The 12,978-nt window shown below is 66.4% G+C and carries 12 protein-coding genes; 10 read left to right on the top strand and 2 right to left on the bottom strand.

Features of this window, described 5'->3' with window-relative positions; translation table 11 throughout:
* Positions 1-6: 6 nt before the first annotated feature.
* The 8 genes from VWP12_RS04890 to folE2 all read left to right on the top strand — a co-directional run bounded on the left by VWP12_RS04890 (position 7) and on the right by folE2 (position 8,468).
* Positions 7-828 (top strand): inner membrane protein YpjD, encoded by an 822-nt coding sequence (locus VWP12_RS04890; protein WP_410474852.1) that lies wholly within the window; start codon positions 7-9, stop codon positions 826-828.
* 168 nt (positions 829-996) lie between these two features.
* The gene (locus VWP12_RS04885; RefSeq protein WP_410474851.1) at positions 997-2,271 is read left to right on the top strand and encodes an HlyC/CorC family transporter; all 1,275 of its coding nucleotides are present in this window, start codon (positions 997-999) and stop codon (positions 2,269-2,271) included.
* Between the two features lie 6 nt (positions 2,272-2,277).
* Entirely contained in the window at positions 2,278-3,660 is a 1,383-nt protein-coding gene (gene radA / locus VWP12_RS04880; RefSeq protein WP_410474850.1) for a DNA repair protein RadA, read from the top strand.
* 80 nt (positions 3,661-3,740) lie between these two features.
* Complete coding sequence (locus VWP12_RS04875; RefSeq protein ID WP_410474849.1) at positions 3,741-4,022, top strand: exodeoxyribonuclease VII small subunit; 282 nt, start codon at positions 3,741-3,743, stop codon at positions 4,020-4,022.
* Positions 4,023-4,027: 5 nt separating this feature from the next.
* Positions 4,028-5,002 carry a polyprenyl synthetase family protein gene (locus tag VWP12_RS04870; protein WP_410474848.1) on the top strand — a complete coding sequence of 325 codons (975 nt, stop codon included), beginning with the start codon at positions 4,028-4,030 and terminating at the stop codon, positions 5,000-5,002.
* A complete protein-coding gene (gene dxs, locus VWP12_RS04865) occupies positions 5,002-6,921 on the top strand; it encodes a 1-deoxy-D-xylulose-5-phosphate synthase (RefSeq protein WP_410474847.1) in 1,920 nt (639 codons plus the stop codon). Before VWP12_RS04870 ends, dxs begins: the two co-directional genes overlap by 1 nt.
* A gap of 263 nt (positions 6,922-7,184) precedes the next feature.
* Positions 7,185-7,586: a 6-carboxytetrahydropterin synthase QueD gene (gene queD, locus VWP12_RS04860; RefSeq protein WP_410474846.1), complete on the top strand. Its 402-nt coding sequence runs from the start codon at positions 7,185-7,187 to the stop codon at positions 7,584-7,586.
* Positions 7,587-7,679: 93 nt separating this feature from the next.
* Positions 7,680-8,468: a GTP cyclohydrolase FolE2 gene (folE2, locus tag VWP12_RS04855; RefSeq protein WP_410474845.1), complete on the top strand. Its 789-nt coding sequence runs from the start codon at positions 7,680-7,682 to the stop codon at positions 8,466-8,468.
* A gap of 154 nt (positions 8,469-8,622) precedes the next feature.
* Here folE2 and bamC read toward each other — a convergent pair whose 3' ends face one another.
* Both bamC and dapA read right to left on the bottom strand, forming a co-directional pair.
* Positions 8,623-9,738 carry an outer membrane protein assembly factor BamC gene (gene bamC / locus VWP12_RS04850; RefSeq protein ID WP_158611764.1) on the bottom strand — a complete coding sequence of 372 codons (1,116 nt, stop codon included), beginning with the start codon at positions 9,736-9,738 and terminating at the stop codon, positions 8,623-8,625.
* A gap of 62 nt (positions 9,739-9,800) precedes the next feature.
* The gene (gene dapA, locus VWP12_RS04845) at positions 9,801-10,697 is read right to left on the bottom strand and encodes a 4-hydroxy-tetrahydrodipicolinate synthase (protein WP_125198783.1); all 897 of its coding nucleotides are present in this window, start codon (positions 10,695-10,697) and stop codon (positions 9,801-9,803) included.
* Positions 10,698-10,970: 273 nt separating this feature from the next.
* On the opposite strand from dapA, the gene VWP12_RS04840 reads away from it, so the two are divergent.
* Both VWP12_RS04840 and VWP12_RS04835 read left to right on the top strand, forming a co-directional pair.
* On the top strand, positions 10,971-11,465 hold the full coding sequence (locus tag VWP12_RS04840) for a peroxiredoxin (RefSeq protein ID WP_410474844.1): 495 nt from the start codon (positions 10,971-10,973) through the stop codon (positions 11,463-11,465).
* A 50-nt stretch (positions 11,466-11,515) separates the two neighbouring features.
* The gene (locus VWP12_RS04835; RefSeq protein WP_410474843.1) at positions 11,516-12,940 is read left to right on the top strand and encodes a PhoH family protein; all 1,425 of its coding nucleotides are present in this window, start codon (positions 11,516-11,518) and stop codon (positions 12,938-12,940) included.
* Positions 12,941-12,978: the final 38 nt, after the last annotated feature.

Here is a 12,978-nt window from a genome sequence, read left to right as displayed (position 1 = left end):
TCCCACGTGGACCATAGCGTGACCTTTCTCGCCATCGCAACCATCACCGGCTTTGTCCTTGCCACCGTCCTCCTGCTGGTGGACCAATGGCAACGGCTCGAGCGGGTTTCCTTTCGACTGCCCGGCCTGCTGATCGCGGTGGCGGCGCTGGTGGGCCAGGGTGCCCTGCTCTACCAGTTGGTGTTTCAGTCGGCACCGACCGCTCTCAACCTGAGCGTGCTCAATGCGCTGGCCACCGTATTCGGCCTGGCGAGCGCCATCACGGTGATCAGCGCCTTCCGCGAACGGCTCGAGGGGATCGCGGTGGTGCTGCTGCCGGTCACGGCCCTGACGGTCTTTCTCACCGTGTTCGTGCCGGAGTCGAACGTGCCGATTCGCACCGGCGAGATCGCCCTGGATGCCCATATCCTGATCTCATTGTCGGCCTACGCCCTGCTGACGCTCGCCGCCCTGCAAGGCGTGATGCTGCTGATCCAGCACCAGGCCCTGCACGGCCATCACCCGGCCGGCTGGGTCCGCCGACTGCCGCCGATGGAGTCGGTCGAGCAGTTGATGTTCCGCTTCATCGTGATCGGCTTTCTGCTGCTCACCCTGGCACTGGTCACCGGCTTTCTGTTCCTCGAGAACATCCTTGCCCAGCACCTGGTGCACAAGACCGTGCTCTCGGTGATCGCCTGGGTGGTCTTCGCCGTGCTTCTGGCTGGTCGGCACATCGCCGGCTGGCGTGGTCGCACCGCGGTGCAGTGGACCCTGGCCGGTTTCATCCTGATGGGTCTGGCCTATTTCGGCACGAAGATCGTGCTCGAGTGGATCCTCAATCTCGAGTGAGCCGATCCGTGACTCGATGACCCGCTCGACACGGTCCTCGACACGCGATTGGCCAGCCCTCGGATCGAACACGCTTACGGTTGGTGACCCCACCATGTCGAGCCGGCTCGAAATGCCGGGTGCTTCGCCGTACACTTCCCGCTGGTTCAATCACAAGCGTCACCACTCTTGAACGAAATCCCTTTAGGTTATCTGTTCGCGGCCCTGGCCGTGCTCATCGTCCTGTCCGCTTTTTTCTCCAGTTCGGAGACCGCCCTGATGGCGCTCAACCGCTACCGGTTGCGCCACCTGGCCAAGCAGGGCCATCGGGGTGCCCTGCGGGCCTCCCGGCTGCTCGAACAGCCTGACCGGCTGATCGGCCTGATCCTGCTGGGCAACAACTTCATCAACATTCTCGCCTCCTCGATCGCCACCGTGATCGGCCTGCGGCTGTTCGGTGACTCGGGGATCGCCATCGCTACCGGCGCGATGACCTTCCTTTTGCTGATCTTCGGCGAGGTCGCGCCCAAGACCGCGGCCGCGGTCTTCCCGGAGCGGTTCGCCTTCCCCGCCTCGTTCGTCTACTCGATCCTGATCCGTCCGCTGCGCCCGGTGATCTGGATGATCAACTGGATGGCCAACGGCCTGCTGTCGATCTTCGGCCTCCACCCGAGCGGCGCCGGATCGAACGCCCTGACCCGTGCCGAGCTGCATACGATCGTGCGCGAGTCGGGACAGCGCCTGCCGGATCTCGACCAGACCATGCTCTTGTCGGTGCTCGAACTCGGCCAGGCCAGCGTCGAGGACATCATGATCCCGCGCGCCGAGATCGTCGGCATCGACATCACCCAGGACTGGGACCACATCCTCGACCAGCTGATCCACGCCCAGTACTCGCGACTGCCGGTGTTCGAGGGGTCGGTCGAGCACACCATCGGCATCATCAACGTCCGCCGCCTGATCGGCCCGTTGATCGACCAGAGCCTGACGCTCTCGCGTCTCAAGCGCCGGCTGGCCGAGCCTTACTACGTCCCCGAAGGCACGCCGCTGACCACCCAGCTGTTGAACTTCCAGCGACAGGAACGCCGCTCGGCGCTGGTGGTCGACGAATACGGCGATATCCAGGGCCTGGTCACGCTCGAGGACATCCTCGAAGAGATCGTCGGCGAGTTCACCACCTCGCCTGATTCGGATCACGAGGGGATCACCTTGCAGGACGACGGTCGCTATATCGTGCGCGGCAATCTGCCCATCCGCGAGATCAACCGCGAGCTCGAGGTCGAGCTGCCCACCGACGAGGCCAGCACGCTCAACGGCCTGGTGATCGAGCAACTTGAATCCCTGCCCACCGTGGGCGCGGCCGTGGAACTGCCCGATGCCCATATCGAGGTGCGCACGGTCAGGAAGCGTGCAGTGGACACCGCCCTGATCACCACCTTCAAACGCGACGACAGCGGGATATAAGGCCCCATGGCGAAGAAGAGCCAGACCGCCTTCGTCTGCCGCGAGTGCGGTGCCGACCACCCCAAGTGGGCCGGCCGCTGCACGGAATGCGGCGCCTGGAACAGCCTCGCCGAGATGCGCCTGCCGGGCGGAAAGTCGCCCACGCGCGAGATGGCCGGCTACGCTGGCGAGGCCGCGCGGATCACCGCCATCGGCGAGGTCGAGGTCTCCGACACCCCACGTGAGTCGAGCGGCCTGGGCGAGCTCGACCGCGTGCTGGGCGGCGGACTGGTGCCCGGCTCGGTGGTGCTGCTCGGCGGCGATCCGGGCATCGGCAAGTCCACCCTGTTGCTGCAGACGGTACTCGGCCTGCAGGACCGCATCGAGTGCCTGTACGTCACCGGCGAGGAATCCCTGCAGCAGGTGGCCCTGCGTGGCCGTCGACTGGGCAACGATCTCGCCGGGCGGGCCGGTGAACTGACCCTGCTCTCCGAGACCCGCATCGAGTCGATCCTCGCGGCCTGCTCGAAATCGCTGCCCGGGCTGATGGTGGTCGACTCGATCCAGACGCTCTACACCGAAGAGCTCTCGGCCGCACCGGGATCGGTCTCGCAGCTGCGCGAGGCCACCGCCCAGCTGGTGCGTTTCGCCAAGCGCCACGACGTGATCGTTTTGATCGTCGGGCATGTGACCAAGGAAGGGGCGCTGGCCGGCCCGCGGGTGCTCGAGCACATGGTCGACACCGTGCTCTACTTCGAGGGCGATCCCGGCGCGCGCTTTCGCGTCATCCGCGCGGTCAAGAACCGCTTCGGTGCGGCCAATGAGGTGGGCGTGTTCGGCATGACCGATCACGGCCTCAAGCCCGTCTCAAACCCCTCGGCGATCTTCCTCTCCCGCCACGAGAAGCCCGTACCGGGCAGCGTGGTGATGGTCACCCGCGAGGGCACCCGGCCCATGTTGGTCGAGGTCCAGGCGTTGGTGGCCGACCACCCCGGCGGCGGCTCGCGTCGGCTGACCGTGGGACTCGACCAGAACCGGCTGGCGATGCTGCTCGCCGTGCTGCATCGTCACGGCCAGGTGGCCCTGTTCGACCAGGACGTGTTTCTCAACGTGGTCGGCGGGGTACGAGTGGCCGAGACCGCCGCTGATTTGGCCAGCCTGATCGCCATGCTCTCGAGCTTCCGCGATCGCCCCCTGCCCCAGGGGCTGGTGATCTTCGGCGAGGTCGGGCTGGCCGGCGAAATCCGCCCGGTCCCCGGCGGCCCGGAACGACTGACCGAGGCGGCCAAACACGGCTTTACCCGCGCGATCGTGCCGCGCGGCAACAAGCCGCCCAAGCCGATCGAAGGGTTGGAGGTCATCGCCGTGGCGCACCTCGACCAGGCCATTGAGGCCGTCGACACCTTCTGAGTCTCGGTCTTTCCGGCCACGGCCTTTGGCCGCCCCACCCCGCAACGATATAATCGGGGCCTCTATCCGAGAGGCTTCCCATGGATTCTTCCCCCGCGTCCAAGACCATCAATCCGCAGATCGTCGAGAACGGCGACCCCTCCGCGATTACGCGCTACGAGCAGGCCCTGGCCGAGCTCGAGCAGATCGTCGCGCGCCTGGAGAGCGGCGAGCAGAGCCTCGAGCAGTCACTCAAGGACTACGAACGCGGCGTCGAACTCGAACGCCAGTGCCAGCGGGCCCTCGACGAGGCCGAGCGTCGGGTGGCGGCAATCAACGACCCGACGGCCAGCGAGTCCGGACGCGACGAGCGCTCGTCCTGACGCCCGTGACACACGCCACGCCCCACGCCCCACACAGCACCCTGGCCGCACCGGATGGTTTCGACCACTGGTTGACCGCGTTCCGCGACCAGGTCGAGGGGCGCCTGACGGATGCGCTCGACCGCCAACTTGTCGACACCCCGCCTCGACTAGCCCGTGCCCTGCGTCACGCTAGCCTCGACGGGGGCAAGCGCTTTCGCCCGGCCCTGGTCTTTCTCGGCAGCCTCACCGGCCGCCCGTGGCCCGAGACGGCCCAGGCGCGCTTCGACAGTCTTTGGCCCGCGGCGATCGCCGTCGAACTCGTGCACGTCTACTCGCTGGTCCACGATGACCTGCCCAGCATGGATGACGACGATCTGCGTCGCGGGCGCGCCACCCTGCACCGCGCCTTCGACGAGGCCACCGCCATCCTCGCCGGTGACGCCCTGCAGACCCTAGCCTTCACAACATTGGCCGAGGCACCGGCCGATGTGTCGATCCGGCTCGACTGGACGCGCCAGCTCGCCGCGGCGATCGGCCCGGCGGGCATGGTCGGCGGTCAGGCGATCGACTTGGCCCTTGCCGGTCAGGCGGGTGACGGCGACGCCCCGGACCTCGCCCAACTGGCCGACCTGCACGATCGCAAGACCGGTGCACTGATCCGCGCCTCGCTGATCATGGGCGCTCGCTGGGCAGGCCTGCCGGAACGCCAACTGCGTCTGGTCGACCGCTTCGGCCGCCTGCTGGGGCGGGCTTTCCAGATCCAGGACGATATCCTCGATGTCACCGGTTCGGCCGAGGACCTGGGCAAGACCCCGGGCAAAGATGCGGCGGCGGACAAGTGCTCCTACGTCACCGTCGCAGGGCTCGACGGGGCGCGCGGCGAGCTCGACAATACCGTGCGTCACGCCCATGCCGCGCTATGGGAACTGGCCAGCCTCGGAGCCGACGGGCAGGCCCTGAGCGCCTGCCTCGATTTCGTCACCCGGCGGCGCTACTGATGCCGCTCTCCCCCCGCCAGACGCACCTGCTCGACCTGATCGAGCGGCCGGCCGATCTTCGCGCCCTCTCGCGTGGCTCGCTCGCCGCACTCGCCGAGGAAATGCGCCATGCGCTGCTCGAGCAGGTCGAGGCGACCGGCGGGCACCTGGCCGCCAATCTTGGCGTGGTGGAACTCACGCTGGCACTCCACCGGGTCTTCGACACCCCCTACGACCGGCTGGTCTGGGATGTCGGCCACCAGACCTACCTGCACAAGATGCTCACTGGCCGTCGCGACTGGATGAGCAAACTTCGCCAGCACGGCGGCCCGGCCGGCTTCACCCGGCGTGCGGAGAGCGAATACGACCCCTTCGGCGCCGGTCACTCGAGCACCTCGATCAGCGCGGCGCTCGGCATGGCCCTGGCCGCCGAGCGCAAGGGCGAGGACCGCCAGGCGGTGGCGATCATCGGCGATGGCGCCATGACCGCCGGGCAGGCCTTCGAGGCGCTCAACCATGCCGGCGACCGCCAGGCCAACCTGCTGGTCATTCTCAACGACAACGAGATGAGCATCTCGGCGAATGTCGGCGCGCTGAACCAGCACCTGACTCGGCTGCGCAGCAATCCGGTGATCGAGCGATTTCGCCATTCTGGCGAGGAAATCCTCGCCCAGGCCGGGCCGCTCGGCGAACTGCTCGGCTCGACCCGCGCCGGGCTGCGCGACGGCATGCGTCACCTGCTGGGCACCTCGAGCCTGTTCGAGGAACTGGGCTTTCGCTATTTCGGCCCGATCGACGGTCACGATCTTGACACCCTGCTCGACACCCTTACCAACCTACGTGAACAGCGCGGGCCGCGCCTGCTGCATGTCGTCACGCAGAAGGGGCGCGGCCTGGTCCCGGCCGAACGCGACCCGGTCGGTTTTCACGGCGTGGGACGCAACGGTGTCAGCCGGGCGATGGCTCCGTCGGCTGACAAGCCGGCCAAGCCCGCCGGCCCGCCGACCTGGACCGAGGTCGCCGCCGCCCGGCTGGAGCACCACGCCGCCAACGACGAACGGGTGGTCGCGATCACCCCGGCGATGATCGAGGGCTCCGGGCTCAAGGGGATTGCCGCCCGCTTCCCGGAGCGCCTCTTTGACGTCGGGATCGCCGAGCAGCACGCCGTGACGCTGGCCGGCGGGCTGGCCACCGAGGGCATGCGCCCGGTGGTCGCCATCTACTCGACCTTCCTGCAACGCGCCTGGGACCAGGTGATCCACGACATCGCCCTGCAGGACCTGCCCGTCACCTTCCTGGTCGATCGCGCCGGCCTGGTAGGACCAGATGGGCCCACCCACGCCGGCAGCTTTGACCTGGCCCTCGGGATGAGCGTGCCGAATCTCGCCATCGCCGTCCCGGCCGATGCCCAGGATCTCGACGCGGCGATCGACTGGGCCCTGGCACACGACGGCCCCTGTCTCGTGCGCTACCCCCGCGATAAATGCCCGGACCACCTGGGCGGCCGACCGTTGGCCGAGGGTATCACTGCCCCGACGCTGCTGCGCCACAGCGCGGCGAACGCGCCTCGGCGCGTCTTGATGATCGGTATCGGCGCGATGGTCGAACGACTGATCCCGATCAGCGAGGCGCTGGATGCCACGCTGATCAACCTGCGCTGGGCCCGGCCGCTGGAGATCGGGCCACTGGCCGAACTTGCCGCAGAACACGACGCGGTGGTGACCGTCGAGGAAGGCAGCCGCATCGGCGGGGTGGGCAGTGAATTGCTGCTTGCGCTGGCAGAGTACGGCGTGGATCGCCCCGGCCTGCGCCTGGGAATCGAGGACCGCTTCATCGAACATGGCAGCCGCGAGGAATGCCTTGCCGACACCGGGCTTGATTCTGGATCGATCGCCGCTAGTATCGCCGCATTTATAGGGAACCTCTGCACGAATCGATAGTGCCTCTGCGGGACCGCCAAGGGTCCAGATGCAAGGCGCGGTGCGCCGTGAATGGCCGTCGCCATTCGCAAGCGCCGCAACGCCGGAGATGGGCCCTTGGCGGCCCGCCCTGACGGGGCTCGCGGGTTCGCCCGCACTCGTCGTTACCGGCCCTCGACGGGCAGCAAGCCCGCCTTCGGCCCGGCGCCTCGATTGCGAACGAACCCGCGAGCCAGAGGCACCATCGATTCATGCAGAGGTTCCCAAGACAAGGTGAGCGCCACATGAGCACCCCTTCTTCCCTGCCCTCAGGGGGCAGCTACACCCTGACCACCGAGGTCGAGTTCGCCGCCGCCCACCGGTTGCATGGCTACGACGGCAACTGTGCCCGGCTGCACGGCCACAACTGGCGCGTGGTGATCGAGGTCACCGGCCAACGGCTCGACGATGTCGGCATGGTGGTCGACTTCAAGGTGATCCGGAGCCACGCCCGCGAGATCGCCAAAGAGCTCGATCACGCCTACCTCAACGAGGTGCCACCCTTCGATTCGGTCAATCCCACCGCCGAACACATCGCCGCCTACTTCCACCAGGCCCTGGCCACGACCTTCGACACGGACGCCTACCGGGTCTCGGCCGTCACGGTCTGGGAAAACGCGCGCTCGGCGGTGACCTTCCGCCCCTGAGCGTCCGCCGCCCGGCGAAGCGTGCAACGGCGTGCTAGAGTCGGGCCCCGAAATGCCACTCCCCCACCCACTCACACAGCGTTTGAACTGCCCATGAACAGCCACGACATGCCCGATGTCCAGTCCAGCCACGATGCGCGTGATATCGCGATCGACCAGGTAGGCATCAAGGCGATTCGTCATCCCATGACGTTCCTCGACCAAGGACAGGAACACTCGACCGTCGCCGAGTGCCAGCTGACCGTCGGGCTGCCGGCCGACAAGAAGGGCACCCACATGTCGCGCTTCGTGGCGCTGCTCAACGAGGGGCCACTGCGGCTCTCTGTCGAGAGCCTGGCCGAATGGACCGAGGCCATGATCGAACGACTGGAGGCACACTCGGGCGAGGCGCACTTCGCGTTCCCCTACTTCATCGCCAAGGACGCCCCCGTCAGTGGCCAGGGGGCGATGATGGATTACGACGTCACCCTGATAGGACGCGTCGAACACGGCCGGGCACACGTCGGCCTGAAGCTCGTGATCCCCGTCACCAGCCTCTGCCCCTGCTCGAAGGAAATCTCGGCCTACGGCGCGCACAACCAGCGCTCGCACATCACGGTGGAGACCGAGATCAGCGATCCGGCCCTTTCGTTGCGCGACCTGATCACCGCGGTGGAAGACCAAGGCTCCTGCCCGCTGTGGGGGCTGCTCAAGCGCCCGGACGAAAAGTGGATCACCGAGTACGCCTTCGACAACCCGAAGTTCGTCGAGGACATGGTGCGCGACGTCGCCAATGCGCTGGAAGGCTACCCGGGGATCAACGGCTTTTCGATCAGCGTCGAGAACTTCGAGTCGATCCACAACCACTCGGCCTGGGCCGTGATCCATCGGCCGGGTCGATAACCGGACCGATCACCCAGCAATAACGCGGGTGACGAACCGGCACTGAGCCCGACGGCACACTCCTCGCACCGTCTCGGCAACCGAAAAAGCCCCGTCTCGGCGAGACGGGGCTTTTTTGTGAATCGCGGTCGGGCCCTCGGCGGGCCCGCCGAGATTACTCGAGTTCCGCGTTGATCTTGGAGAGGATCACCGCCCGATCCTGCGGCAGGGTGCCGCCGGCGATATTGATCCGCTCGATGCGCACGTCGGTACCGCCATCACGCCGCGGCTCGACCTCGAGGGTCAGGTGCAGGGTCATGTCGGCGTCCTTGTCGATGGTTACGCCGCGCATCACGATGCCTTCGTAAAGGCCCTGCGGGTAGCTGTGCTTGACCTCGATCTCGCCCTCGTCCTGATTGCGCGAGACCGGATCGAAGCCGAGGCGATCCAGCGCCAGGCCGACACGATTCCAGGCTCGCGGGAAGGATTGGCTGACCTCGATGTAGCGATCCTCGGGCTCGTCGCCGGTGATCACCTTGGAGCGGGAGGAGAATTTCTGACCCACCAGGGCACGAGCCTCCTCGGCATCGTTGCCCGAGAGATACGCCGCCAGGCGCGACATGGTCTCGGCGGTCATGGCCGAGGAATCGACGGCGTTGCTGTACTCGAAGGTAGTGCTTTCGTCACCCGGAACCAGCGGCTCGTCGCCGGTTAGCTCACGCTTCTGCCCGGTGACGAATACCAGGGTCTCGCTGTCGCCCTCGCCCCGTTCGATACGCAGACGCACCTTCTCGATAGAGTCCGGCTTGAACAGCGTATCCCGGGCGATCTTGAGGAAGCTCATGATGTTGAAACCGCCCCCATCGTTGCTGGCCACGCCAGTCCAGTCCGTCTCGATCAGACCGACGCCCGGCTCCAGCCGACGAATGGAATAACCCTCGTCGCGCAGAAAGCCCTGCAGCTTCGGCCAGACGGAGTCGGGATTGGTGCCCACGACCAGATAGCGGCTACCCGGCTCGCCGGCCACCCGGATGTCGGTGCCCGTTGCCAGGACGCCACCATCCTGGTTGCGCGACATCTGCTCGGCCCGGGCCGAGGCGATCTCCGGCAGGGCAACCGATCCACCGGCGGCCGGGGCGGAAAACGCCGGCGGCACTTCCAGTTGCGCGGCACGGTCGGCCTCGCGGTCATCGTCGCCGCCGATGAACGGAATGCTGGAGCAACCGCTAATCAGGCCCGTGGCCGCCAGTGCGGCGAAGGTCAACATCCGGGAGGGGGTGGGGTATCGCATGCCTGTTCGGTTCCAGTGTCTTGTTTGAGTGTCGGGTGTCTGAAATATGAGAGCGGGTCTGGTCAATCGGACTCGAGGCAGCCCGCCTCGTTCAGCGCCTGCTCGAGACCCGCATGGCAGTAGCCATCCAGCGGGGTAAGCGGCAGGCGCAACGTCGGTCCGATCAGGCCCATGCGGTGCAGGGCCCATTTGACCGGAATCGGATTGGTCTGGCAGAAAAGCTCGCGATGCAATGGTGCCAGGCGGGCGTCCAGCGACTCGGTCGCCCCCTCGTCACCCGCGAGTGCGGACTCGGCCATCTGCGCCATCAAGGCCGGCGCGACGTTGGCGGTCACCGAGATGCTGCCCTGGCCGCCTCCGAGCATACAGGCCGCCCCCAGATTGTCCTCGCCACTGTAAACGGCGAAGTCGTCCGGACCACGCTGGATGATGTCGCGCATGCGCTCGATCGAGCCGGTAGCCTCCTTGATGCCGACGATATTCCGGTGCTCGGCCAGCGACAAGGTCGTGTCCGGCGCCATGTCCACTGCCGTGCGGCCGGGGACGTTATAGAGAATCATCGGCAGATCGACCGCGTCGGCGATCGCTCGGAAGTGCTGCTTGAGGCCTTCCTGGGTGGGCTTGTTGTAGTACGGGGTGACCGACAGATGCGCGTCGGCACCGGCGGATCGCGCACCACGCGCAAGGGCGAGCGCCTCGCGGGTGGAGTTCGCGCCGGTGCCGGCAATCACCGGCACGCGGCCGGCGGTGAGGTCCACCGTGGCACGGATCACGGCGATGTGCTCCTCGTAGTCGAGGGTCGCCGACTCGCCCGTGGTGCCAACCGCGACGATCGCGTGGGTCCCGGCGGCAACGTGCCACTCGATCAGGCGTTTGAGACCGACATAATCCACTGCGCCGTCTTCGTGCAATGGGGTGACCAGGGCCACCATGCTGCCGGTAATCGTTTTCGCCGCCATGTCGCCTCGCGTGTTTGTAGTCGCCTACGGATCAGTGGATCGCGGCCGTCCTGCCCCGTTGAGAGCCTTGCGGGAGGTCCTCTAAAGGGCGGGGCCAAACTCGCATAGTACCGGCAGTTATCCGCCAGTGACAAGCCGGGGCAATGGTGGCTCCACGCCGCATCGTCACAGCCCGCACGGGCCGTCGGACGACTGCTATATTGATCACAGGAACCAACCGCCGGATAGCCGGTTTCATCCCATCGTCATAACCGAGGAGTTCCATCGAGCCCAATGAGTAGCCAGAGCAGCGCCACGCCCTCCCCCGAACCGCGCCCGGACCAACCCGCCCCGGACTTCACCGGCCAGACCACCGACGGCGAAACGCTGGGATTGGCGGACTTTCGCGGCACCCCGCTGGTACTCTATTTCTACCCGCGCGACAACACGCCCGGTTGCACCACCGAGGCACGGGACTTCCAGGCGGCCCTGCCCGCCTTCACGGCGGCCGGCGCCCGGGTCGTCGGCGTGTCGAACGACGACGCGACCAGCCATCGCAAGTTCTGCTACAAGCAGGGCATCGACTTCCCGTTGATCGCCGATACAGACCGCTCGGTCAGCCAGGCCTTCAACGTCCTGCGCATGAAGAACATGTTCGGCAAGCGCTTCGAGGGTATCGAGCGCAGCACCTTTCTCATCGACGCCGACGGCGTGATCCGACAGGCTTGGCGCAAGGTCAAGGTGCCGGGCCACGTCGAGGCGGTACTCGACGCGGTCAAGGCCCTTTAAGAAGGCCGACAGCCCGCCTTTAACCACCAGCAGGGAGCAAGACCCACGCGATGATCAACACCACCCGCAAGAACCGCTGCCTGTTCATCCTCGACACCAACGTGCTGATGCACGACCCCACCGCACTTTACCGCTTCATGGAGCACGACATCTACCTGCCGATGATCGTGCTCGAGGAGCTCGACGCCGGCAAGAAGGGCCAGTCCGAGACGGCCCGTAACGTCCGGCAGGTCAGTCGGTTCCTCGACGACATGCTCACCGACGTCGACATCGCCACGATCAACGATGGCTTGCCCATCCACACCGCCCTGCACGCGCAGTCGGAAAGCACATTGAAACCGACCGGGCGGCTTTTCCTGCAGACGCGCGAGGAGAGCAACGACCTGCCCGTGAGCCTGCCGGGCAGCCGTGCTGACAATCAAATCCTCGGCATCACGCTGGCCCTGCAGGAGCGAGTCACCGACCGCGAGGTGATTCTGGTCTCCAAGGACATCAACCTCCGTATCAAGGCGACTGCCGTCGGGTTGAAGGCCGAGGACTACCACAACGACCAGGTCCTCGATGACGTTTCGCTATTGCATACCGGCCACGAGAGCCTCGGGCCGGACTTCTGGGAGGCGCATGGCGAGGCGCTCGAATCCTGGCAGGACGAGGGCCGCGTCTTCTATCGCATCCACGGTGCCGACACCGCGGAGTGGTACCCGAACCTCTACCTGCGACTGGAGGCACCCTCGCCGTTCACCGCCGTGGTGCGCGAGGTCGAGGCCGACGGCACCGCCGTGCTGGAGAGCGTCACCAATTACCAGCAGGAGCGACACTCGGTCTGGGGCATCACCGCCCGCAATCCGGAACAGAGCTTCGCCCTCAACGCCCTGATGGACCCCGAAGTCGATTTCGTCAGCCTGCTCGGCCAGGCCGGCACCGGCAAGACCCTGCTGACGCTGGCTGCCGCCCTGACCCAGGTACTGGAACAGAAGCTGTTCAGCGAGATCGTGATGACCCGCGTGACCATCCCGGTCGGCGAGGACATCGGCTTTCTGCCCGGCACCGAGGAGGAGAAGATGACGCCGTGGATGGGCGCGTTGATGGACAACCTCGAGGTGCTCGCCAAGACCGATGGTGGTGGGGGCTCCTGGGAACGCGCGGCCACCAATGACCTGCTGCAGTCGCGCATCAAGATCCGCTCGCTCAACTTCATGCGCGGCCGGACATTCCAGAACAAGTTCGTCATCATCGACGAGGCACAGAACCTCACCGCCAAGCAAATGCGCACCCTGATCACGCGCGCCGGACCGGGCACCAAGATGGTCTGCCTGGGCAACATCGCCCAGATCGACACCCCCTATCTCACCGAGACCAGCTCGGGGTTGACCTTCGTGGTCGACCGCTTCCGCGGATGGCCTCATGGGGCGCATGTGACGCTGACCCGTGGCGAACGCTCGCGTCTGGCCGAGTTTGCCGCCGAGGTGCTCTAAGAAAGCCTCGAAAAGGCCACAAATCGGCCGAAAAAGAC

Origin of the sequence: Guyparkeria sp. TX1 (assembly GCF_046523965.1) — a bacterium.
Classification (GTDB): Bacteria; Pseudomonadota; Gammaproteobacteria; order Halothiobacillales; family Halothiobacillaceae; genus Guyparkeria.
Note: the sequence above shows the minus strand (reverse complement) of the source record. Positions and strands in the feature narration are given on the sequence as shown.